Genomic DNA, 22,752 nt, shown 5'->3' with positions numbered 1-22,752 from the left:
CGAGGCCGGGCTGGAACTGGAGCCGTACATGTCCCACCGTCACACTCTGCGTCTCGCCGTGCTGACCGCCGTCGCGGCCGGCGCGATGCTCGTCCCCGCCGCCGCGGCCGTCGCCGACGACCCGACTCCCGCGGCCACCGCGGGCAAGGACACCCTCTCGGCCAAGGAGAAGGCCGAGGCCGACAGGAAGACGAAGGAGCTCGAAGCCCGCAAGGCCCAGGCCGCCGAGGACCTCCCCAGGGGCGGCGTCGCCGCGGGCGAGGCCCCGGCCGAGGGCAACGGCAGCACCGCCCTCATCGGTTCGGCCACCGGGGCTCTGCTGCTCGCCGGGGCGGGCACCGTCGTCCTGCGCCGCCGCTCCGCCGGGCGGCGCGACGGCTGATCCGGCACGACGGCCGACTCGGCACACCGGTGGCGCCGCCCTTCGCAGGGCGGCGCCACCGCGCATTCACCTGGTCCCGCAGTTCCTGCTCTGGAGTCCGTTGTGTCCTCTGCACGCCCACCGGTACGGCGCCACGCCGCCCTGCCGGCCCCTGCCCGTATCGCCCTCGTCGTCTCCGCGGTTGTCACCGTGCTCTCCGGCTGTTCATCCGCTCCCGACCGGACCGAACCGGCCGCCCCGAACTCTCCTGCAGCCGCCGGCGCCCCCTCACCCGGCGCCACAGAGGCCACAGAGGCCACGCAGCCGGCCGTCCCCACCGAGGTCGCCATCCCCTCGATCGGGGTCACCAGTTCACTGATGGAGCTCGGTCGCAACGCGGACGGAACCGTGGAGGTCCCCCCAGCGGAGAAGGGCATGACCGCCGGCTGGTACATCGGCGGATCCGTGCCCGGTGAAGTCGGTCCGGCCGTCATCATCGGCCACAACGACACGCGCTTCGGCAAGGCGGTCTTCCACGACCTCAAGAAGATCTCCAAGGGCGCGGACATCACCGTCACCGACGACCGAGGCGAAGCGGCGCACTTCACCGTCACGGGCACCGAGAGCGTCAGCAAGAACGCCTTCCCCACCGACAAGGTGTACGGCCCCACCGAGGACCACGCCCTGCGACTGGTCACCTGCGACGGCGACTTCGACGCCGAGGGGCACCCGGTGAACAACCTCATCGTCTACGCGACGCTGGACTGACGGCCGGCCCGGTGCGCGACCGCGCGTCGGTTCCGGCGCTCGGCCGCGGCGGACCGGCCCCGGCCAGGAGCGGATGCCCCGGAACGTGTGAGGCGGCGCCGGTTCCCGGAGCAGTGCATGCACACCCTCTTGACGTGTTCATTTCCGTCATCAAGCATGCCCTGAACTCGATTCCTTCTGATCGGTTCTGTTTGCCTCCGTGTTGTGGAAGGGAGTGTCGTGTCTGATCGGCATCGCATCGTCCGGGCATTGGCCCCAGCGGTTCCCCTGGTGCTCGGTGCGAGTCTCGTGGCCGCCCCGGCGGTGAGCGCACAGTCGCCACCGCTGGACGCGGTCACCGTGCGGATCGACCCGTCCTACCAGCAGCAGGAGTTCGAGGGGTGGGGGACGAGTCTCGTCTGGTTCGCCAACGCCACGGGCCGCTATCCGGAACCGATCCGAAGACGGCTCGTCGACATGCTGTTCGGCGAGGACGGCCTCGGTCTCAACATCGCCCGCTACAACATCGGCGGCGGAAACGCCCCGGACGTCCGCAAGGACTACATGAAGACGGGCGCGACCATGGAGGGCTTCTGGAAGGCCCCCGAGGGAACCACCCGGCAGGACACCGACTGGTGGGATCCGAACAACCCGGACCACTGGGACTGGAACGCCGACGCGGGGCAGCGCTGGTGGGTGGACCAGATCAAGGACAAGATCACCCGCTGGGAGTCGTTCAGCAACTCGCCGCCCTGGTTCCAGACGGTCAGCGGCTACGTCTCCGGAGGCCTCGACTCCAGCGCGGACCAGATCCGCACGGACCGCGTCGACGACTTCGCCACCTATCTGGTGCGCGTGACCGAGCGGATGGAGAAGGCCCACGGCATCGAGTTCGACACCATCGCCCCGCTGAACGAGCCCAACACCCCTTACTGGGGTACGCAGATCGGAGCGGACGGTCAGCCCACGGGCGGACGCCAGGAGGGCGCGCACGCGGGACCTGCGCTCCAGGAGAAGGTGCTCCTCGCCCTCGACAAAGCCCTCGACGGGGCGAGGACCGACGCCGAGATCTCCGCGATGGACGAGACCAACCCGAGCATCTTCACCCAGAACTGGAACGCCTACGGCCCCTCCGCGCGAGCCGCCGTCCCCCAGCTCAACGTGCACACCTACGGCACGGGCATGCGCACCAGCGCACGTGACATCGCCAAGGGCGCGGACAAGAAGCTCTGGATGAGCGAGGTCGAGGGCACCTGGGGCACCGGAACCGACTTCACGGGCATGGACCCCGGGCTCGGGATCGCCACGCGCATGGTCGACGACATGCGTGAGCTGGAGCCCTCCGCCTGGGTGTTCTGGCAACCGGTCGAGGACGCCACCCCCCAGGCGGCGGCCGGCAAGAACTGGGGCAGCATCCACGTCCCGTTCAACTGCACGGCCGCGGACACCCTGGAGACCTGCCCGATCCGGGCCAACTCCAAGTTCCACACCATCCGCAACTTCACCCACCACATCCGGCCCGGCGATCACTTCGTGAAGGTCGACGACCCGTCCAGCGTCGCCGCGGTGCGCAAGTCGGGCCGCGCGGCGACCGTGGTGCACGTGAACAGCGGCACGGCCGCACGCTCCGTCACCCTGGACCTCTCGCGCTTCGGCAGGATCTCCCCCCGGGCCTCCGTCACCCCCGTGGTGACCAGCGCCGACGGCGCACTCGTACGCGGCACTCCGGTCCGGGTGGACGACCGATCGGCCACGCTCGCCGTTCCCGCGAAATCGGTCACGACGTTCCTGGTCGAGGGTGTCGGCGGCGTGGCGGAGGATGCAGCCCTCGTGCAGCGCGGCCACCTCTACCGGCTCCAGGGCACACAGAGCGGGAAGTCACTGGCACCGTCGGAGGACGGCAGCGGTGTCGTCGTCCGTACGACTGATGCCGACAGCACCCGACAGCTGTGGTCCGTCCGGCAGTTGACGCGCGGCACCGACAACCGCGAGCGGTACACCCTCACCACCGCACAGGGCGGCAGACGGCTCGCCGTACGTGACAACCAGGCCGTCCTCGACGAACCGGGCACGGCAGGCGGCAAGGTCGCCGAAGCCGCTCAGTGGATCATGTCGACGACGGGGGACGGCAGTTGGACGTTCGTGAACGCCGCCACCGGCCGCTTGCTCGACGTCACCGGGCAGTCCTCCGCCGACGGCGCCACGGTGTCCACGTACACGCCGACGTCGGCGGCCAACCAGCGCTGGGCCGTCACCGACGAGACGGTGCTGCGCACCGAACCGGCCGAGGTGTTCACCGTTCCCGGTCTGCGGCCGACGCTGCCGCAGACGGTGAAGCCGGTGTTCCGGGACGGCGCCCGGGGCTCCCTCCCTGTGGTGTGGGACATTCCGCCGGACCGGAAATGGCGTGATCCGGGGACGGTACGTGTGAAGGGCGAGGCGACCGACCCCCTCGGGCGCACCATCCCCGCGAAGGCGGTCGTCACCGTCGACACGATCGCCTCGACGCTCCCGGGCCGCGCCAAGACCTACGTGGGCGGCAAGCCGCAACTGCCGCCCACGGTCACCGGCGTGGGCCGGCACGGCGGCCGGACCGACCTTCCGGTGAGCTGGAACGCGGCGCCCGACGGGGCGTTCGACACGACCGGGGTCGTGACCCTGCGAGGCGTCGCACGGATCCCCGGCGGCGACACGGCGGTCGCCACCGTACGGGTACAGGTCACCGAACCCGCGGCGACCAACGTGGCACCCGACGAAGACGTCTCCGTCGCCGCGACGTTCACCGAGAGCGGGTACTCCGCGGAGCGTCTGCGCAACGGCAACACGTCCGAGAAGGCCTGGTCCAACTGGAAGCCGGGAAACACCAAGAACCCGTCCGACACCGTCACCTTCACACTGCCACAGGCACGCGACCTGAACCGGCTCGTCGCGCACTTCCACCGCGACGGAAGCAGCTCCTCCTTCCCCGGGAGTATGAAGGTGCAGGTGCGGGCGGCCGACGACGGTCCGTGGGTCGACGCGAGCGACACCGTCGCGGTCGGCACCGAGGGCACACCGGTGGTCGACGTCCCCCTGAAAGCGGGGCCCTCGAACGGGGTGCGCGTGGTGATGACCGCGCGTCAGGGCGGCTACATCACGATGAGCGAGATCGAGGTGTACGCCAGGACGCCCGGCTCCTCCGCCGACGCCGCCGCCGCTTCCGTCGAGGTCGCCGGGAAACCGGTCACGTCGTTCGACCCCGACACGACCACCTATCGGGTCGTCACCGACGACCCGAAGCGGAGCGCGGTCACGGCGACGGCACGCGACCCCTACGCGACCGTGACCGTGGACCGGACCACCGAGTCCGGGAAAACGACGGCCGTCGTCTCCGTGACCAGCGAGGACGGATCGAAGACAAGGAAGTACAGGATCGACCTCGTACGACGCTGAGGCGCTCCTCCCCCTGGCAGAGCACCGCGCACGAGGTCCACACCGAGGGCGGTCGGCCCCTTGCGTGCGGTACGGCGAACACCGGTGAGAAGCACCTCCACACCGGTACGGTGCCTGCCAGATGGGGAGTGACGCACCCAACCCGCGGTGCGGCGGGCCGAGCTGGAGATGCACAGCCCGGAGAGCTTCCTCGCAGCGGTGATCTCTCCGCTGCACACGGCGCTCGGCCTCCCCCGTGCCGCGTACGGTCGCCGAATTCGGCCGCTGGGACTCCCCCGAAGCCCTGCCGGACACCCGGGGCAGGGTGCTGCCGACCCGGCTGCGTGAGCGGCAGAGCGCCCTGGCGTCGTACGAGCCGCTACTGGCCGGCGGCGTCAAGACGGTGGCGCTGGATGCACTCCCGGACCCCGTCGAAGGCCAGGGCGTGGCCCGGACCGACCGTCTGTGGTCCGCCGCCTCGTGCCACGTCCATGCACAGCTCCGTCGTGCCCGCACGCACCAACAACGGTTGTCCCGTCATGTTCCGCGCCCCCCTCAGCCGATTCCTCGGCCCTGGTTCTGCGCGACCATCGACGCGTCGGTGAACGCTTCACAGAAGGTGCGCCATATGAGTGCGCTGGGCCGGGCTCGCGGAACGCCAGCGCAGTTCGAGGACCGCGCGCACCGGAGGGATGAGCTCCCGTACCCGCTCGTCGGCCTGGGCGAGGCCCGTCTCGTAGTCGTCGTCCGGTCGATAGACCAGGTCGAGGTCGACCAAGGGCTCGGTGCCGCCGGCCTGGCGGTGACAGGCCGTGAGCCAGTCGGCGATCCAGTCGAGCGCGATCCGCACCCTGGACGAGATTTGTTCCTGCCACGCGCCGAGGTACGGCGCGTTCACCGACTCGGCGGTCACCTCCTCCGGCATCACGATCAGCCCGCGGACAGCGGTGCCGACCAGCTCGACGTGGATGCGCGGCCGGGCCCTCCAGCCCGTGTTTCGCCGCCACGTAGGCCGACTTGAAAGCAGAGGCGCGGAGCCCATGGACGGAGGACACCTTGACGATGCGCGGCCCCACCCCTGGCCGTACATGTGCGGCAACGCCCCGTGGATGAGCCGGAATCGGGGCCTCCAGCATCGCGGTCAGCACGGTGTGGAAGGTGTCGGGCGGGAACTCCTCGATGGGCCGGACGAGTTGCAGTCCGGCGTTGTTGACGAGGACGTCGGTGCCCGCCGCGGCGGACTCCGCCGCGTCCAGGTCGGTGAGGTCCAGGACGTGCGGCTCGACGGTGCCCGCGAGGCCACGGGCCTGTTCGACGAGTGTCTCCAGGCCCTCGGCCCGTCGGTCGACCGCCCGCACCTTCGCACCCGCCGCGGCAAGCCGCAGCGCGCACGCGCGGCCGATGCCGCCCGCGGCGCCGGTGACGAGGGCGGTACGGCCGCCGAGGTCGAGGGACGGGGCGTGAGGACCTGCGAGGACGCTGCGCGCGGTCATGGTCCGACCCTGGGGAGCGGTCCCGACCCGACCGATGTGGTCACCACACACACTTCGCCCTCAGGTCATGGTCTCGAACCATGTGGGCTCGTCGGACAGTGCCTGCTTGATCCGGAAGAGGCCGTGCTCGTTCAGCTCCGGCAGGGCGTCCACGTCGAACCAGCCGACCTCCAGCGACTCGTCGTCGTTGACCCGGGCCTCACCGCCGACGGCACGGCACCGGATGGTGATGTCCATGAACTGGCACACGTCGCCGTTGGGGTAGGTCGTCGGCTTCAGCGCCTGTACGAGCACCACGCGTTCGGCGACGCACCGCACACCCGTCTCCTCGTACACCTCCCGGACGGCGCAGACCGCGGGCTGCTCACCCGGGTCCGACATTCCGGCGATGACCGCCCACTTGCCCGTGTCGGCGCGACGGCCCAGCAGCACTCTGCCCGCGTCGTCGAAGACGACGGCGGTGACGCCGGGAAGCCAGAGCAACTGCTGGCCTGCGGTGGCCCGGATCGTACGGATGAAGTCAGGGGTAGCCATGGACCGACCCTAACCGTCCTGTCCGACCGCCTCGGGGCGTTCCGCGCTCACCCCGTCCGGCGTACGGCTACGCGCCGCCGGCGCGTCGCCCGCGCACGGCCGACGACACCGCCCAGCCGAGCCCGCCCGCGGCGATCAGCACCAGCAGCATCTCGGGCGCGATCCCGACGCGCGTGGCCGGGGTCTCGGAGGAGCGAAGCGGCACCTTCTGCACGAGCGAGTCCGCCACGAACATGCCGGTACGCTGCGTGATCCTCCCGTCCGGCATGATCACGGCGCTGACTCCGCTGGTCACCGGGACGGTGACGGTACGGCTGTGCTCGACGGCCCGGATGCGGGACATGGCGAGCTGCTGGTAGGTCATCTCGCTGCGGTCGAACGTGGCGTTGTTGCTCGGTACGGAGATCATCTGGGCGCCGTGCGTGACGGTGTCGCGCACGGCCCAGTCGAAGGCGGCCTCGTAGCAGGTCGCGAGGCCGACCTCGGTGCCCGCCATGGTGAACACGCCGGGCTTGCTGCCCCGGCTGAAGTCCTGGCGGACCATGGACGTCCAGGTGTCGTTGATGGCGCCGATGAGCGAGCGCATCGGGAGGTACTCGCCGAACGGCTGGACCTGCCGCTTGTCGTAGGTCGCGCCGGGACCCTTCGCCGGGTCCCACAGGATCTGCTCGTTGTAGAGCTTGCCGTTCTTCTCCACGACGCCGCCGACGGAGATGGGCGCGCCGATCGCGCGGGCCGCCTTGTCGATCACGGCGTAGGCGTCGGGGTTGCGGAACGGATCGATGTCGGAGGAGTTCTCGGGCCACAGCACGAAGTCGGGCCGGGCGACCTCGCCCGCCTTGACGCGCGCGGCGAGGCGCTCGGTCTCGCGCGCGTGGTGATCGAGGACGGCGCGCCGCTGGGAGTTGAAGTCGAGTCCCGCGCGCGGCACGTTGCCCTGGATGACGGCGACGGTCGCGGTGCCGTCCTCGGCCCGGTCGCTGACCAGGGGACGTGCGGCGAAGGCGCCCACCACCGGGAGGACGAAGCTGAGCAGGGCCACCGCGGCGGCCCCACGGCGTACGACACGGGTGCGCCGCGTTTCGAGGCCCAGCCGGACGGTTTCGTACAGGCCGAAGCCGCACAGGACGACCGCGAAGCCGAGCACGGGAGTGCCGCCCACGGCCGCGAGCGGCAGGAAGACCCCGTCCGCCTGGCCGAAGGCGATCTTGCCCCAGGGGAAACCGCCGAACGGCGCACGCGCGCGTGCCGCCTCACCGGCGATCCACAGGGCGGCCGCCCACACCGGCCAGCCGGGCAGTTTCGACACGGCCGCGATCCCGGCGCCCACAAGGGCGACGTACACCGCCTCGATGACGACGAGCGCCAGCCACGGTCCGGGCCCGACCTCCACACCGGTCCACACGAGCAGCGGCAGCAGGAAACCGAGGCCGAAGAGGTAACCGAGACCGAGGGCCGCCTTCCAGGATCGGCCGCGCAGACACCAGCCGAAGACCGCGAAGGCCGGCAACGCCAGCCACCACAGGGTGCGCGGCGGAAAACTGACGTACAGCAGCACCCCGGAGAGTGCCGCGGCGGCGGCCGGAACGAGCCGTCGCGCCGACCGGACCACGCGGGAAACGGGCCGGGCCTGCGGTTCGAGCTGTTCCGGCTCGTCTACGGAGGTCGCTGTGACGGTCACTCCGGGAGTGTACGGCGCGTGACCGAGGCGCCGACAGCGCGGCCCTCGGGCCCCGGGCGGCCGGGCCCCCACACCTGCCGCATCGTTTCTGCCCAACTCGTCCACAAACCGGCGCATCACCCGTTACGGTGTGCCGGAGCCTCTGGCGTACGGGCCGTTTCCGGCCGGGCGGTCGGGGTCCGTCACAGGTCGGGGGGCGTCGGGGTGGGATCCACTGGGATGGCTTCGACGGCCGGTCCGGCGTCGGCACACGAGAGACGCAGCGCGTCGGACGCGACGGGTGTCGTCGTGCTCGGCGCCTGCGCGGCCTGGTCCCTGATCGCCGCCGCGGCACACGGCGGCCGGCCCGAGGGGGTCCTGCTCGCGGTGCTCGCCGTGGCCGCCGGTTACGCCTCGGGACGGATCTGCGGCGAACTGATGCCGGTCGCCGCACCGTGCGCGGGTGCTTTCGCCGGACTCGGTCTCGCGGTGGCCGCCCCGCACATCGGTCCGGGCCCTCATGTGACTTCTCCGCTGGGACAGACCGGCGCGACTGCGGCGCTGCTGACCCTCTCGGCGGGCGCCGCGTGCTGCGCGGCCTGGGCGGCCCGCCCGCCGGGACTGCGGATCGGGCTGCGCCTGCTGGCCGCGGGTATCGCGGTCGCCGCGGCCCTTTTGGGTTCGACGGCGGGATTCGTGGCCTGCCTGGGAGTGCTGCTCTGCTCGCTCGCCGCCGACCGTATGCGCCGCCGCGCCGTGGGGCTGGGCGGTCTCGCGCTCGCCGTGCTCCTGGTCACCGGGGCCACCTGGGCGACAGCGGAGGACGCGCTGCCGGACGGACTGACCGTGTCCCTGGAGGGACAGCTCACCCAGCACCGCGTGCTGCTGTGGCACGACGCGCTCGGCATGGCGGGCCGCGAACCGGGGCTGGGCGTCGGCCCCGGACGCTTCGCGGAGCTCAGCCCGACCGTCGCGCAGTCGCTGCTGCCCGACGGAAAACCTCACTCGGCTCCGCTCCAGCAGGCCGCCGAGCAGGGTGTTCCGGGCCTCGTCCTGCTCGCCGCGGTGTTCTGCTGGATCCTGTACGCACTGTGGAGGTCGCCGCGCCCCACCCCGGTCGTCCTCACGGCGGGCGCCGCGCTGACGGCCCTGGCCGCGATCGCCACGGTCGGCAACGCGTTGAGTTTCACGACGGTCACGGCGGGCGCGGGTCTGCTCGCGGGCCTGGCCACCGCGCGTCCCGTGACGAACGAGTCGGCTCAGGAGCCGGTGGGCGGTCCCGCCCGGAACAATCCGCTGGAGCGATGAAGCCGGCCGCGGTCCCGTGCCGCCGAAGTCCCTGAACGCCTGAAGCCCCCGGGGGCGCGGGTCAGAGAGGGCGGCCTGTCGCAGCGGCCCTCAGCCGGCCGCGGATCACCCGTACCGCCGCTTCGGCGTTGTCCACCGTGATCGTGAACGTGTGGCCGTCGCCCAGCCGGAGCACCAGGCCCTCGCCTCGGCGGACGACCACGGCGGTCCCCTGGTCGGGCCGCCAGCGATAGCCCCAGCCGCCCCACTGCCGTGGTGTGACCCGGGGCGCGAAGTCGGCGCCCGTGATCTGCGACAGCGGGATCCTGCGACGCGGGACGCCCATGTGGCCGCAGCGCACCTCCAGGCACTCCTTGTCGACCTTCACGACCACATGCACGAACGCGAGCGTGCCGAACAGCACCAGCAGCCCCGCGGCGATGCAGCCGACCACAGACATGACAAGGGGGGCGATGCCCGACGTCCAGGTCGAATCGACGGCCAGCTCGATGCCCAGTGCCAGGCAGGCGGCACCGCCGCTCGCGAGCAGCCACTGCACACGGTTGGAGGCACGGCCGTGCCAGACATCGGGATGCGGGGCGTCGGCAGCGCCCTGTTCGCCGTGGGGGTGGTCCCTCATGCCATAGAGCGTACTCATGTTCCGCAGAGCGGGCACCGGGTCGCGGACCGTAACTGCTCCGGCCGGACGTGCGGCGTCCACCGCGCCACCGGCGCTCAGCGCGCGGGAGTGACCGCCTGCAGCAGCCTGCCCTCTTCGTACGTCAGCGCCGTCGCGGGCAGTACGCCCTCCTGTCCGCCGAGCAGCACCGTCAAAGTGCCCCGGGCGGGCGCCTCCGGGGCCGGGGCCTGCCCGGTCCGGCGCAGTGCCTGGGCGGCCACGGCGCCGGCGGAGCCGTGCAGGACGAGTGGCGCCGAACCGTTCCCCCGCACGGCCGCGCGGATGCGCTCGGCGACCAGTTCGTAATGGGTGCAGCCCAGGACGACGGCCTTCACGTCGTCGGGGGTGCGCGCCGCGGCCGCGGCGATCGCGGCGTCGACAGCCGCCTCGTCGGCGTGCTCGACGGCGTCCGCCAGCCCCGGGCAGGGCACCTCGGTGACGGTCACACCGTCGGCGAACTCGCGGATGAGTCCACGCTGGTAGGGGCTGCCGGTGGTGGCGGGAGTGGCCCAGATCGCGACAGGTCCGCCGCCCGCAGCGGCCGGCTTGATCGCCGGGACCGTGCCGATGACCGGCACCCCGGGCTCCAGACGGGCGCGCAGCGCGGGCAGAGCGTGCACGGAGGCGGTGTTGCAGGCGACGATCAGGGCGTCGGGCCGGTGCGCGGCGGCCGCCTCCGCGACGGCGAGGGCGCGCGCGGTCACGTCCTGCGGAGTGCGGGGCCCCCACGGCATGCTGCCGGGGTCGGAGGAGAGAACGAGCTCCGCGTCGGGGCGCAGCCGACGTACCACGGCAGCCGCCGCGAGCAGTCCGATTCCGGAGTCCATGAGCGCGATCTTCACCCGGTCACCATAGTGGATACGCCTCGACGGGCCGCCGTGGTGGGGCAGACTTCAGCGGGTGAGCGCCCTCGTGTGGACCGCTGTCGGATCGCTGGCCGCCTGGCTGTGGCTGCTGCTCGGCCAGGGCTTCTTCTGGCGTACGGACGTCCGGCTGCCGCCGCGCCGGGAGCCGGAGACCTGGCCGTCCGTGTGCGTCGTCGTACCGGCCCGCGACGAGGCCGCCGTCCTGCCCGACAGCCTGCCCTCGCTCCTCGCCCAGGAGTATCCGGGGCGGGCGGAGGTCTTCCTCGTCGACGACGGCAGTTCCGACGGTACCGGGGAGCTGGCCCGTGAGCTGGGGCGGCGGTACGGCGGACTGCCGCTGACCGTCGGCTCGCCCGGGGAGCCGCCCGTGGGCTGGACCGGGAAGCTCTGGGCCGTGCGGCACGGCATCGCCCTCGCACGGGCGCGTGACCCCGAGTACCTGCTGCTCACTGACGCGGACATCGCCCATGCGCCGGACAGTCTGCGCGAGTTGGTCGCCTCGGCCGGCACCGGGGGTTTCGACCTGGTGTCCCAGATGGCCCGGCTGCGCGTGGAGAGCGTCTGGGAGCGGCTCGTGGTGCCCGCGTTCGTGTACTTCTTCGCGCAGCTGTATCCGTTCCGGTGGATCGCCGAAAGGGGGTCGCGGACCGCCGCCGCGGCGGGCGGCTGTGTCCTGCTGCGGACCGATGCCGCCGAGCGGGCCCGGATTCCGGACTCCATCCGGCAGTCCGTCATCGACGACGTGGCACTGGCGAGGGCGGTGAAGGGCTCCGGCGGGCACATCTGGCTGGGGCTCGCCGAGCACGTCGACAGTGTGCGCCCCTATCCGCGGCTGCACGATCTGTGGCGGATGGTCTCGCGCAGCGCGTACGCCCAGCTGCGGCACAGTCCGCTGGTCCTGGCCGGCACGGTGGCCGGGCTCGCGCTCGTGTATCTGGTGCCCCCGGTGGCCCTCCTCGCGGGCCTCGTGTCGGGCGGTCGCACGGCGGTGGTGGCCGGCGGGCTCGCGTGGCTGCTGATGACGGCGACGTATCTGCCGATGCTCCGCCACTACCGGCAGCCGCTCCTGCTCGCGCCGCTGCTGCCGGTCACCGCCCTGCTGTACCTCTTCATGACGGTGGATTCCGCGGTGCAGCACCACAGGGGGCGCGGTGCGGCCTGGAAGGGCCGCACCTACGCCCGCCCCGACGCCGCGCCCGGACAGTCGTGAACGGACGCGTCCGGCCGGGTCACTTCCTGCCCGGGGTCCAGTTCATGCCCCACCCGTAGGTGTAGTCCACGGTGCGCTGCGGGCTCACTCCCCGCTCGGGGACGAGGAAGCGGGCCTCGCGCTGCACGACGAGGTCGTTGCCGGTGTTCGTGATGAGGGCGAGCGCGCACACCGTCGACGGCACGGTGCACTCGCCGAGCGAGAAGTCGACGGGGGCGCCGTGCAGCGGCTGGAGGGTCACCGTGGCGTCCAGGTCGGCGAAGGAACGCGCCCCTTCGTAGATGGTCACGAAGATGAGGATGCGGCGGAAGTCCCGGATGTGGTCGAGGTTGACGCTGAGGTTCTCGCCGGTCGAGGACGCGCCTGTGCGGTCGTCGCCGTCGAGGTGGATGAACGGGGGCTGGTGCAGCGCTCCGAAGGCGTTGCCCAGGGCCTGGACGACGCCCTTGCTTCCGTCGGTGAGCTCGTAGAGGGCGCAGAGGTCGAGGTCGAGGTCCGCGTGCATGGCGATCGCCCTGCCCAGCTTGGCCTGCCATCCCGAGAACTGCTTGCGCACCTGCCAGTTGAGGTTCACGCGCATCACGCCGGAGGTGCCGCCCTGCTTGGTCAGCGAGACGGACGGGGCGTCCTTGGTGAGCGTGACCTTGGTCAGGCGCACGGGGGTCGCGGGCGGTGCGGGGGGCGCGGGCGGCGCCGTGACCGGCGGAGCGACCGTGACCGGTGGGGCCACGGGGGCGGGAGGTGACGCGACGGGAGTGGGCGGTGCCGCCTGCTGGGGCTCGTCGACGCTGATCCCGAAGTCCGTGGCCAGCCCCGCGAGGCCGCTTCCGTAGCCCTGTCCGACGGCGCGGAACTTCCACGCGCCCTGTCTGCGATAGAACTCCCCGAGCACGAACGCGGTCTCGACGCTCGCGCCCTCGCTGTCGAAGCGCGCGATCTCCGTGCCCTGCTGTGCGTCGAGGACCCGGATGTAGAGCCCCGGGATCTGTCCGAACGTGCCGCCGTCCGAGGAGGCGGCGAGCACCACCGTCTCGATGGCGGGCTCCACGCGGGCGAGGTCGACGAGCAACGTGTCGTTCACCTGGCCGCCCGCGTCCCGCTTGCCCTCGTGGCGCACCGCGCCGGACGAGTGCGCCGGCTGGTTGTAGAACACGAAGTCCGTGTCGGAGCGGACCTTCCCGGAGGCCAGCAGCAGCGCCGAGGCGTCCGCGTCGGGTACGCCGGGACCGGCCCGCCAGCCCAGTTCGACACGGAGTCCGGTCGTCGGCACTGGAACATTCGATCCTTTAGGCATTGACATGTCCGCCCCCATCGGGTGTCGCCGCGAAGACCGCGCCTCGTTACGTTCAGTCGTCCTGCGACAACCTAATCCCCCGAGCGGCGCAGGCCCATGACCGGGCCCTGGGAGATCGTCGACGAACCCGCGGGTAACCCACCCGGAACTCGGCTTTTACACGATCTGGGCGCCAGCCGCCGTCCCTTTTCGCCAAATTCGCTCGTATTGGGGGTCCCGCGTCACGGCCGACACGGAAAACAACCCTCTTATCGGTCTCCCCAACCAGCACATCGTGGGCTTAACTTATGTGCCATGACCTCCCCCCGCTCCACCTATGGCGGCGGTTACTACTCCGCCTCCTTCCCGGACACTCCGATCTACGACTCCCTCGTGGCCGAGCGGGGAACCCCGCAGATCGCCCCGATCCGGGTCCCCGCGGCGTACGACACGGGCGGCAACCTGCCCGCCCTTCCGTCGGCGCTGCCCGCCCTGCCCGCCGCACCTTCGCCGCAGAACCCCTCGTACGGCTACCCGCAGGCGCAGCAGCCCGCGCCGCTGCAGCAGGCCGCCGCGCCCTACATCCCGCAGCAGGGCGGTGCGCCGCGGGGCTACCCGGGCCAGCAGGCCCCTCAGCCGCAGCGCCCCATGGCGGGTGGCACGGGTTATGAGGCGATGCGTCCCGCTGCTCCGCGTCCCGCTCCGGCGCCGTACCAGGACCCGTACAACAACCAGCAGTACCGCGGCTACTGAGCGTGATTCGGCGGAGGTTGTCCGTGCCCTGCGGCAGGATGACCTCATGTCGGAGCCGGCACTGCACTCGATCCACGTCTATCCGCTGAAGGCGGCCGCGGGGCACTCTCCGCGCGAGGCCGTCGTGGAGCCGTGGGGTCTGGCGGGCGACCGGCGCTGGGTGCTGACCGACGAGAAGAACCGGGTCGTCACGCAACGCCAGCGACCGCGCATGGCATTGGTCCGCGTCGAGCCACTGACCGGCGGCGCGGTCCTGCTGTCCGCGCCCGGCCGTGAGCCACTGACCGTCCCCGTGCCCGGGCCGGGCCGCACGACGACGGTGGAGATCTGGAACGACAAGGTGGAGGGGGTCCCCGCCGGAGTCGCGGCCAACGCCTGGTTCAGCGCATGCCTCGGCCTCGCCGTGCGGCTCGTGCATCTCGACGACCCGGCCACCCGCAGGCCCGTCGACCCGCGGTTCGCGCGGCCGGGCGAAACCGTCAGCTTCGCGGACGGCTACCCTCTGCTGCTCACCGCGCTCGCCTCGCTCGACGCGCTGAACTCGCTGATCGCGCAGGGCGACCGGCCCGACGAGGGCCCGCTCCCGATGAACCGCTTCCGGCCGAACGTGGTGGTCGGGGGCACCGCCCCGTGGGCCGAGGACGGCTGGGCCCGGATCGCCGTCGGGGAGGTCGTCTTCCGCGTCGCCACGATGTGCGGGCGCTGCGTCGTGACCACCACCGACCAGACGACCGCCGAACGGGGCAGGGAGCCGCTGCGCACCCTCGCACGCCACCGCCGTTTCGGCGACAAGCTGGTCTTCGGGCAGAATCTCGTACCGGAGTCCCCCGGCTCGGTCCGTGTGGGCGACCCGGTGAGGATCCTCCAACAGGGCCCTCCCCCGGGGAACACCGACGCCGGGCACGGCCGTTGAGCTTGTGTGAGAAGTTCATGAGAGGCCGGCACGAGAGGTGATGTCGCTCTCTCTTGCCCGGCCCCGCGCGTGGGCGGCTCCGGTCGGGGTTATCACGGACGCGGAAGGGGGTGCGGATCGGTGCGGGCCATCAGAGGACTCTGGCGCTGGCGGCACAACCCGCTGCGGCGTACGACGGATCTCGCCGAGGCGTGGGTGGCGCTGGGAGCACTGCTGCTGATCCTCGTCGCCGCGCCCCTGGTGGGTCTCCTGGTCGGCGGGCTCGCGGAGGACGCCCTGCAGCAGTCCGTGCGGGAGCAGCGCCAGGACCGGCATCCGGTGGTCGCGACCGTCGTCAGGAAGGCGGACCTCACGCCGTTCGACCCCGACCCCGAGACGTCCACCGGACGCGACTCGCACAGCCGGGTGATCGCCGACTGGACGGCACCGGACGGCACCGCGCGGCACGGCTCGGTGATGGCGGCCCTGGAGTCCCCGCGGCGCGGCGACCACTTCACGGTGTGGACGGACGAACACGGCCGGATCGTGGGGCGGCCACTGGACACCGCGACCGCGGCGACGCACGCCGTTCTGGCCGGATTCGGTACGGCCGCCGCCTTCGCGGGCATCATCGAGGGCTCACGGCGCCTGGTGGTCTGGCGCATGGTGCGGCGCAGGTACGACCGCTGGGACCATGCCTGGTCCCAGGCCGGCCCGGACTGGGGCAGGACGGGCACAGGCAGCTGACGGCCTCTCCGCTCCGGTCAACCGCGCGGCTCCGCGCACGCTACGGTGGACCGGCCGAGGTGTTCGGCACCGTCGTGAGGGGCTGTTCCTCGTTTCCCGTGAGCCGAGTTGACGCGGCCGGGTACCGGGAACACGGCTTTCTCAGGACCCGCGTACGACAAGGTGGGGGCACAGCAGCGCCATGGCACAGGGCACGGTCCAGGTGACGCACACCGGCACGTCGCGGTGGCGGCGCCGCACAGGTGAGTACGCATCGCTCGCCGCCGCCCTGGAGGCCGCGGCCGACGGGGACGTCCTCACCGTCGCTGCCGGGACCTACCGGGAGAACCTCGTGGTGGAGCGGGCGGTGACGCTGCGCGGTCCCGAGGGCTCGGCCGGTTCCGTACGCATCGCGCCCGTCGACGGGGTACCGCTGACCGTGCGCGCCTCCGCAGTGGTCCAGGACCTGCTCGTGGAGGGCCAGGACTCGGCCGCGCCCGCGCTCCTCGTCGAGGAGGGCACGCCGGAGCTCATGGACATACGGATCGTCACCCGGTCCGCGGCCGGCATCGAGGTGCGCGGCGGCGCGCGGCCGACGGTGCGGCGGTGCACGGTGGACAATCCGGCGGGCGTCGGCATCTCCGTACTCGACGGCGGGGGCGGGGTGTTCGAGGAGTGCGAGGTCGTGGCGGCGGGCCAGTCGGGCGTCTCGGTGCGCGGCGGTGCCCATCCGCGCCTGGAGCGCTGCCGGGTGCACCACACCTCCGGAGCGGGCCTGTCGGTGACCGGCGAGCAGTCCGCCCTCGAAGCGGTGGGCTGCGAGGTGTACGAGGTCAGGGGCAGCGGCGTACAGCTCTCCGCGCGGGCCACGGCGCACCTCACGGACTGCGATGTGCACCGGACGACCGCGGACGGCGTCACGCTCGACACGGACGCCGTGCTGACCCTCGCCGACTGCCGCATCCACGACATCCCGGAGAACGCGGTCGACCTGCGTTCCCGCTCGGTCCTGACCATGACCCGTTCCACGGTGCGTCAGTTCGGGCGCAACGGCCTGTCGGTCTGGGATCCCGGCACCCGCGTGGACGCCAACCAGTGCGAGATCCACGACAGTACGGGCGACTACCCCGCGGTGTGGGTCAGCGACGGCGCGACGGTCGTACTCGAATCCTGCCGGGTGCACGACGTGCCGGACGCCCTGTTCGTGCTCGACCGCGGCTCGCGCGCGGACGTCGTCGACAGCGACATCTCGCAGGTCCGCAACACGGCCGTGTCGGTGAGCGACGGCGCCACCGCACAGCTCGACGACTGCCGGATCCGGGACGCGGCGACGGGCGCCTGGTTCCGCGACCACGGCAGCGGCGGGACGCTGTCGGGCTGCACGGTCGACGGCACGCAGACGGGTGTGATCGTCACCAAGGGCGCCGACCCCACCATCGAGCGGTGCACCGTCACCTCGCCCGCGGAGGCGGGCTTCTACGTGTCGGCCGGCGGCCGCGGCAGTTTCCACGGCTGCCGGGTGACCGACAGCGGCGGATACGGCTTCCATGTGCTCGACGGTTGCCGTACGACGCTGAAGAAGTGCCGGACGGAGCGGTGTGCGCGCGGTGGTTACGAGTTCGCCGACGCCGGTGGCGACCAGTCGTCCGGCACCGGGCCCCTGGTCGAGGACTGCACGAGCGACGAGAGCGCCCAGGTGCGGCCCGCGGCACGGGAGACCGCCGTCCAGACCGCCGGCCGGTCCGCCGGCCTGCTGGGGGTGGTCCCGGACCAGCGCCTCACCGAGCAGGTGCCGCCGGCCGCCCCGTCCGAGCCGGAGGAGCCCTCGCGTACCTCGCAGGCGGTGCTCGGTGAACTGGACGCGCTGGTGGGCCTCGAGAGCGTCAAGCGCGAGGTGCGGGCACTCACCGACATGATCGAGGTGGGCCGCCGCCGCCAGCAGGCGGGCCTGAAGGCCGCCTCCGCCCGGCGTCACCTCGTCTTCACCGGCTCCCCCGGCACCGGCAAGACCACGGTGGCCCGCCTGTACGGCGAGATCCTGGCCTCGCTCGGTGTCCTGGAGAAGGGGCACCTCGTCGAGGTGTCCCGCGTCGACCTGGTCGGCGAGCACATCGGCTCCACGGCCATCCGCACGCAGGAGGCGTTCGACAAGGCGCGCGGTGGTGTCCTGTTCATCGACGAGGCGTACGCGCTGTCGCCGGAGGACTCGGGCCGGGACTTCGGCCGCGAGGCGATCGACACCCTCGTGAAGCTCATGGAGGACCACCGGGAGGCGGTGGTGGTGATCGTCGCGGGTTACACGGCCGAGATGGACCGCTTCCTGGCGGTCAACCCCGGTGTGGCGTCCCGCTTCTCACGGACCATCACCTTCGGCGACTACGGCTCCGAGGAACTGCTGAGGATCGTGGAGCAGCAGGCGGAGGAGCACGAGTACCGGCTGGCTCCGGGCGCGGACGAGGCGCTGCTCCGGTACTTCACGGCGATCCCGAAGGGGCCCGCGTTCGGCAACGGCCGCACCGCGCGGCAGACCTTCGAGTCGATGGTGGAGCAGCACGCGGGGCGGGTCGCCCAACTCGCCGAGCCGAGCACGGACGACCTCACCCTGCTGTACGCGGAGGATCTGCCGGACCTCCCCTGAGCCGTGTGCCGACGTCGGTTCTCCCCGAGATCTACGTCGGCGTCGGTTCCGGCCGGGGCTCCCGCGGTTCTTCCGGCTCGCCGCACGGGCGGGGCGCCGGGACGTCCGGCCTGAGGCGGGCGAGCAGCTTCTCCCGCTCCTCGGCGAACGCGGGATCCGCCTGGTAGTCGGAGTGCCCGAGGATCGGCGCGGGCAGCGGATGCTCCTCGGTACGGCCGTACGCAAGCGGGTCCTCCAGTGCCCCGCGGTCGACCTGGGGACCGCAGTCGCCGGGCAGTCGGACGGGACCGCCGATGGGGTCGGTGGCCCGGTACAGGTTGCGCCAGCAGTCGACCTCCCGGTGCAGGCTGCTGAGCGCGGCGGGCCCGAAGTGGGCAGGGAACCAGCGCCCGTAGAGCCGCTCCAGCGGTGAACCGTAGGTCAGCAGGGCGACCCGCCTGCGGACCGACGGCTTGAGCTGCCACGCCGCGGCGGCCGCGAGAACGCTGCCCTGGGAGTGGCCGGAGAGGACGAGCCTGCCACCGGTGGCGCGGGTCCAGCCGGCGATGCGCCAGGTCAGGTCGGGTACGGCGCGCTCGGCGTAGCACGGGGGCGCGAAGGGATGTGCCGCGCGCGGCCAGAACGTACCGACGTCCCACAGGACGCCGATGGTCCGACGGGCGGTCTGGTCCTTGTAGGCGCGGCGGCCCCAGGTGACGAACAGTATGAAGCCGACGCCGATCAGCCAGGAGCCGAGCGCCTGCGCGGTCTCGGCAGCGCCCCGCACGACGGCGTAGGTGCCGTGCGCGGCCCTGGCCGGGGTCTCGCCGGTGACCATGGCACCGGCGACTGCCAGGGCGCCCAGGAGCAGCGTCACGACGGAGGTGACGCCGATGATGCGGGGCGCCCGGTCGGTGAGGGAGGCCATCGCGCGCGTACTGGCGATGCGCCGGGTGCGGACGAAGTCCTTGGGCTCGCTCTGGTAGGCGTGTTCCACCGCGGCCGTCTCGGCGCGGCGCAGGAGCACGGTGCGCCGGGCCAGCCAGCCCGCGAGGGCGAGCAGGACGAGCAGCAGCGGCGGGATGACGGACGCCTGCCAGGTCAGCAGCACGGGTGGTCCCTCGATGGTTCCGCCGGTGCCGTCCAGCCAGTCGGCGACGCGCTGGGCCACTCCGCCGGACATCACACCGCCCAGGGCGCAGGCCAGCATCGCGACGGCGGGCCCGGCGAGGCCCCGCATCGCGGCACGGGGGTCCGGGTGGGCGCGGTGCAGAACATGGGCCACGATGCCGAGCGCGATCACGAGCAGGCACTCGAGCAGCGCGATGGCGCCGAAGACGGCGTCGCCGGACAGCCGGTGGTCCGACCGCCAGCCGGGGCGCGACCAGCCGGCGTAGATAAGGGTGAGCACGAGCAGGACGACCGAGCCGGCGGGCAGCAGACGCACCAGGGCCGCGTCGAGGTGCCGGTCGACGCGGTGCTCGCTGCGGCCTCGGCGGCAGACCACCCACAGCACGACGACCGCCCCCACGACGAAGGCTGCCTCCAGGATCCGTCCGAGCGCTTCGAGTGCGGCCGGTCCGCCGGTGTCGCGGTCGTGACGGGCGGCGGCGGTGCCGACCGCCGCGGCGACCGTCAGCAGGCCCGCGGCGGTGTGCGCGACACGCAGCCGGGCGACCAGCCGGCGTCCGTACCAGAAGCCGGGGCGGCCGAGCCCGGCCCGGCTGTTCTCCTCCTCCGGCTCCACCTCGCGTGGCATCGGCTGCTGGGACTCGTACGCGCTCCAGGTGCGGTGCGAGAGGTACCAGAGGAGGCCGGTGAGGGCCGCGGGCACCAGTGAGGCGAGGGCGAGGCGGCGGCCGGGCTGGCTCCACCAGCTGTCGTCCGACACCGCCGGGGAGAGGAAGCCGAGCCAGGAGTGTTCCTCGGCGCACGCGCGCGTGCCCGCGCACTGCCATGCGGCCAGGTCGAGGGCGACCTCGCAGGCCGCGGCGACCAGGAGCACGGTGAGGGTCAGGGCGGCGAGGCGGACGAGCAGGCCGTAGAGCCGTACCGTCCGCCTGCGGTTGTCGCTCACCGTGGGCCGCATCCAGTGGGCGAGGTTGACCACCATGAACGGAAGGAGCAGCAGCCACAGCGCGCGGGAGCCGTTGCCGGAGGTGAGATTGCACCAGACGTACGCCTCCGGGACCGGTTCGGCCCGGTGCTCCCCGGGCCGTTCCGCGGCCTTCTTCTCGGCCTCGACGTCGTCCGCGCGCCGGAAGACCGCGGCCGTGTCGTCGCCGGTGATCCGGACGGTGCGCGGATCGTTGAGCATCTCCTGGGGCGTTGTGCCGCCGACGCCGTGGACCAGGAGTTCGAGTGCGGTGTCCGTCGTCGGCCGCCGCCCATGATCGTTCGTCTCGTTCGTCGGGGCATGCCCCTGCAGACGCTCCACTGTTGTGTCCCCCGTGATGCCCGTACGGCATGTGTCATGTCCAGGCACAAGGGTCCCGCCTTCCGGCCTCTTCGCGCACCACTCGTCACGGAATCTCCCCGATCCGTGTGACGGTGCCGGACACAGGACGGCAGCGTGACGTGTGCGCGTCGCCACAGGCAGTGGCGCCACCTGCGGTGACCCGTGCGAGGATGGGGCGTCCCGTGGACCGGAGGTGGGGGGAATGTCCTTGTCGGAGGGGGTTCGGGAGTATGTCGGGCGGGTCGAGGCGAAGGGAACCGGAGCGGACGTGAGCGAGAACCAGAACCTGCTCGCGGAGCAGCGGCGCGCCCTGATCCTCGACGAGGTCCGGCGGCGCGGCGGCGTCCGTGTCAACGAACTCACCAGGAAGCTCGGCGTGTCCGACATGACGGTCCGCCGCGACCTGGACGCGCTCGCTCGCCAGGGTGTGGTGGAGAAGGTCCACGGCGGCGCCGTCCCGGTGGTCGAGGCGAGTACGCACGAGCCGGGGTTCGAGGCCAAGTCGGGTCTGGAGCTGACGGCCAAGGAGGACATCGCGCGGGCGGCCGCGGCGCTGGTGGCGCCGGGCACGGCGATCGCGCTGTCGGGCGGTACGACGACGTACGCGCTCGCCCATCAGCTTCTGGACGTGCCGGATCTGACGGTGGTGACCAACTCGGTGCGGGTGGCCGACGTCTTCCACTCGGCGCAGCGCACGTCGGGGCAGCGGCAGGGCGCGGCGACGGTCGTACTGACGGGCGGGGTGCGTACGCCGTCGGACTCGCTGGTGGGTCCCGTCGCGGACCAGGCGATCGAGGCGCTCCACTTCGACGTGCTCTTCCTCGGGGTGCACGGCATATCGGTGGAGGCGGGCCTGTCCACTCCGAACCTCGCGGAGGCCGAGACGAACCGGCGCCTGGTGCAGTCCGCACGGCGGGTCGTCGTGGTCGCCGACCACACCAAGTGGGGCACGGTGGGGCTGAGTTCGTTCGCCGCGCTGGAACAGATCGACACGCTGGTGACGGACGACGGGCTGCCTTCCGCGGCACGCTCGGAGATCTCCGAGCACCTGCGGCGCCTGGTGGTGGCCGGTGAAGTAGAGGCCGACGACGGGTCGGACGACTGACGGCGGCGGGTGCCCCCGAGGGCGGGCAGGGGCGTGAGGACCGCACGGGCGTCGGTGGGCGGTACAGACAGCTGACGGGCCGTCAGCTAGGGTGACCGTGCCTCGCCGGCCGCCGGGTCACGGGGCGGCTTCCGAACTCGTTCCCGTTCGTTCCCACGAGGGGGTTCCGCGCATGGCACGCCAACTGCGCCCGGTGGGGCTCGACTTCGTCGAGACCGCTCCGCTGCGTCTGGTGTTCGCGAGAGAGATGACCTCGCCGCCCGAGTCGGTCTACCGCGCACTGGCCGAGGACGTGGCCGGCTGGCCGCGGTGGTTCACCGCCGTGACCGCAGCCCGCTCGACCGAGGGCGGCTCCGGCCGGCAGATCCGCCTCAGGGGCGGAACGCGCTTCGAGGAGACGGTCATCGCGGCCGAACCCCGCGAGGTGTACACGTACCGCGTCGACGTGACGAACGCCCCCGGCGTGCGCGCGCTCGTCGAGGAGTGGCGGCTCACACCGGACGGCTCCGGTACGCGGGTTCAGTGGACCTGGGCCGCCGACGGCACCGCGGCGTTCCGCTTCACGATGGGGCTCGGCCGTGCGGGCCTGGGCCGGGCGTTCCGTGACGCGGTGACGAGGCTGGACCGGCGGCTGAACTCGACGCACGCACCCTGATCCCCGGACCTGCAGCCCGTGAGCG

18 protein-coding genes and 1 pseudogene are annotated in these 22,752 nt (G+C 72.2%); 11 read left to right on the top strand and 8 right to left on the bottom strand.

Annotated features, from left to right (window positions below; translation table 11 throughout):
* Positions 1-28 precede the first annotated feature (28 nt).
* From O1Q96_RS18040 to O1Q96_RS18030, 3 genes are all read left to right on the top strand, one after another.
* Positions 29-382 (top strand): hypothetical protein, encoded by a 354-nt coding sequence (locus O1Q96_RS18040; protein WP_269249161.1) that lies wholly within the window; start codon positions 29-31, stop codon positions 380-382.
* A gap of 102 nt (positions 383-484) precedes the next feature.
* Positions 485-1,129: a class F sortase gene (locus O1Q96_RS18035; RefSeq protein ID WP_419586912.1), complete on the top strand. Its 645-nt coding sequence runs from the start codon at positions 485-487 to the stop codon at positions 1,127-1,129.
* Between the two features lie 219 nt (positions 1,130-1,348).
* Entirely contained in the window at positions 1,349-4,540 is a 3,192-nt protein-coding gene (locus O1Q96_RS18030; RefSeq protein WP_269249160.1) for a glycoside hydrolase, read from the top strand.
* Positions 4,541-5,129: 589 nt separating this feature from the next.
* Here O1Q96_RS18030 and O1Q96_RS18025 read toward each other — a convergent pair.
* The 4 genes and pseudogenes from O1Q96_RS18025 to lnt form a co-directional block, all read right to left on the bottom strand.
* A complete protein-coding gene (locus O1Q96_RS18025) occupies positions 5,130-5,561 on the bottom strand; it encodes a hypothetical protein (RefSeq protein ID WP_269253969.1) in 432 nt (143 codons plus the stop codon).
* Positions 5,530-6,012: pseudogene (locus O1Q96_RS18020) on the bottom strand (SDR family NAD(P)-dependent oxidoreductase); the annotation flags it as partial. The pseudogene O1Q96_RS18020 and the gene O1Q96_RS18025, both read right to left, overlap by 32 nt.
* A 60-nt stretch (positions 6,013-6,072) precedes the next feature.
* Positions 6,073-6,546 (bottom strand): NUDIX hydrolase, encoded by a 474-nt coding sequence (locus O1Q96_RS18015; protein WP_269249159.1) that lies wholly within the window; start codon positions 6,544-6,546, stop codon positions 6,073-6,075.
* Positions 6,547-6,613: 67 nt separating this feature from the next.
* Positions 6,614-8,227 (bottom strand): apolipoprotein N-acyltransferase, encoded by a 1,614-nt coding sequence (gene lnt, locus O1Q96_RS18010; protein WP_269249158.1) that lies wholly within the window; start codon positions 8,225-8,227, stop codon positions 6,614-6,616.
* 219 nt (positions 8,228-8,446) lie between these two features.
* Here lnt and O1Q96_RS18005 point away from each other — a divergent pair, with 219 nt between their 5' ends.
* The gene (locus O1Q96_RS18005; protein WP_269249157.1) at positions 8,447-9,514 is read left to right on the top strand and encodes an O-antigen ligase family protein; all 1,068 of its coding nucleotides are present in this window, start codon (positions 8,447-8,449) and stop codon (positions 9,512-9,514) included.
* Between the two features lie 61 nt (positions 9,515-9,575).
* Here the strand turns inward: O1Q96_RS18005 and O1Q96_RS18000 are convergent, their stop codons facing one another.
* Together O1Q96_RS18000 and O1Q96_RS17995 are read right to left on the bottom strand one after the other, a co-directional pair.
* Positions 9,576-10,133: a hypothetical protein gene (locus O1Q96_RS18000; protein ID WP_269249156.1), complete on the bottom strand. Its 558-nt coding sequence runs from the start codon at positions 10,131-10,133 to the stop codon at positions 9,576-9,578.
* Between the two features lie 95 nt (positions 10,134-10,228).
* Positions 10,229-11,014, bottom strand: a complete 786-nt coding sequence (locus O1Q96_RS17995) for a glutamate racemase (protein WP_269249155.1) — start codon at positions 11,012-11,014, stop codon at positions 10,229-10,231.
* A 58-nt stretch (positions 11,015-11,072) separates the two neighbouring features.
* Here O1Q96_RS17995 and O1Q96_RS17990 point away from each other — a divergent pair, with 58 nt between their 5' ends.
* Positions 11,073-12,248 carry a glycosyltransferase gene (locus O1Q96_RS17990; protein WP_269249154.1) on the top strand — a complete coding sequence of 392 codons (1,176 nt, stop codon included), beginning with the start codon at positions 11,073-11,075 and terminating at the stop codon, positions 12,246-12,248.
* Positions 12,249-12,267: 19 nt separating this feature from the next.
* Here the strand turns inward: O1Q96_RS17990 and O1Q96_RS17985 are convergent, their stop codons facing one another.
* Positions 12,268-13,560: a TerD family protein gene (locus tag O1Q96_RS17985; protein WP_269249153.1), complete on the bottom strand. Its 1,293-nt coding sequence runs from the start codon at positions 13,558-13,560 to the stop codon at positions 12,268-12,270.
* A gap of 276 nt (positions 13,561-13,836) precedes the next feature.
* On the opposite strand from O1Q96_RS17985, the gene O1Q96_RS17980 reads away from it, so the two are divergent.
* The 4 genes from O1Q96_RS17980 to O1Q96_RS17965 all read left to right on the top strand — a co-directional run bounded on the left by O1Q96_RS17980 (position 13,837) and on the right by O1Q96_RS17965 (position 18,530).
* Positions 13,837-14,274, top strand: a complete 438-nt coding sequence (locus O1Q96_RS17980; RefSeq protein ID WP_269249152.1) for a DUF6643 family protein — start codon at positions 13,837-13,839, stop codon at positions 14,272-14,274.
* Between the two features lie 46 nt (positions 14,275-14,320).
* Positions 14,321-15,187, top strand: a complete 867-nt coding sequence (locus O1Q96_RS17975) for an MOSC domain-containing protein (protein WP_269249151.1) — start codon at positions 14,321-14,323, stop codon at positions 15,185-15,187.
* Positions 15,188-15,307: 120 nt separating this feature from the next.
* The gene (locus O1Q96_RS17970; protein ID WP_269249150.1) at positions 15,308-15,913 is read left to right on the top strand and encodes an Rv1733c family protein; all 606 of its coding nucleotides are present in this window, start codon (positions 15,308-15,310) and stop codon (positions 15,911-15,913) included.
* A 181-nt stretch (positions 15,914-16,094) separates the two neighbouring features.
* Positions 16,095-18,530, top strand: a complete 2,436-nt coding sequence (locus tag O1Q96_RS17965; RefSeq protein ID WP_269249149.1) for a right-handed parallel beta-helix repeat-containing protein — start codon at positions 16,095-16,097, stop codon at positions 18,528-18,530.
* A 31-nt stretch (positions 18,531-18,561) separates the two neighbouring features.
* Here the strand turns inward: O1Q96_RS17965 and O1Q96_RS17960 are convergent, their stop codons facing one another.
* Entirely contained in the window at positions 18,562-20,946 is a 2,385-nt protein-coding gene (locus O1Q96_RS17960) for a hypothetical protein (RefSeq protein ID WP_419586911.1), read from the bottom strand.
* 289 nt (positions 20,947-21,235) lie between these two features.
* Between O1Q96_RS17960 and O1Q96_RS17955 the strand changes: the two genes are divergently transcribed.
* Complete coding sequence (locus O1Q96_RS17955; protein WP_269249148.1) at positions 21,236-22,072, top strand: DeoR/GlpR family DNA-binding transcription regulator; 837 nt, start codon at positions 21,236-21,238, stop codon at positions 22,070-22,072.
* A 172-nt stretch (positions 22,073-22,244) separates the two neighbouring features.
* The gene (locus tag O1Q96_RS17950) at positions 22,245-22,727 is read left to right on the top strand and encodes an SRPBCC family protein (protein ID WP_269249147.1); all 483 of its coding nucleotides are present in this window, start codon (positions 22,245-22,247) and stop codon (positions 22,725-22,727) included.
* The last annotated feature ends 25 nt before the right edge of the window (positions 22,728-22,752 follow it).

The organism is Streptomyces aurantiacus (assembly GCF_027107535.1).
GTDB lineage: Bacteria > Actinomycetota > Actinomycetes > Streptomycetales > Streptomycetaceae > Streptomyces.
Note: the sequence above shows the minus strand (reverse complement) of the source record. Positions and strands in the feature narration are given on the sequence as shown.

Bases quoted from the DNA above. Each gene is read 5' to 3' on its own strand.
- O1Q96_RS18040 (WP_269249161.1), top strand. From the start codon at position 29: ATGTCCCACCGTCACACTCTGCGTCTCGCCGTGCTGACCGCCGTCGCG.
- O1Q96_RS18025 (WP_269253969.1), bottom strand. From the start codon at position 5,561: ATGGGCTCCGCGCCTCTGCTTTCAAGTCGGCCTACGTGGCGGCGAAAC.
- O1Q96_RS18015 (WP_269249159.1), bottom strand. From the start codon at position 6,546: ATGGCTACCCCTGACTTCATCCGTACGATCCGGGCCACCGCAGGCCAG.
- O1Q96_RS18005 (WP_269249157.1), top strand. From the start codon at position 8,447: ATGGCTTCGACGGCCGGTCCGGCGTCGGCACACGAGAGACGCAGCGCG.
- O1Q96_RS18000 (WP_269249156.1), bottom strand. From the start codon at position 10,133: ATGAGGGACCACCCCCACGGCGAACAGGGCGCTGCCGACGCCCCGCAT.
- O1Q96_RS17985 (WP_269249153.1), bottom strand. From the start codon at position 13,560: ATGGGGGCGGACATGTCAATGCCTAAAGGATCGAATGTTCCAGTGCCG.
- O1Q96_RS17980 (WP_269249152.1), top strand. From the start codon at position 13,837: ATGACCTCCCCCCGCTCCACCTATGGCGGCGGTTACTACTCCGCCTCC.
- O1Q96_RS17975 (WP_269249151.1), top strand. From the start codon at position 14,321: ATGTCGGAGCCGGCACTGCACTCGATCCACGTCTATCCGCTGAAGGCG.
- O1Q96_RS17965 (WP_269249149.1), top strand. From the start codon at position 16,095: ATGGCACAGGGCACGGTCCAGGTGACGCACACCGGCACGTCGCGGTGG.
- O1Q96_RS17950 (WP_269249147.1), top strand. From the start codon at position 22,245: ATGGCACGCCAACTGCGCCCGGTGGGGCTCGACTTCGTCGAGACCGCT.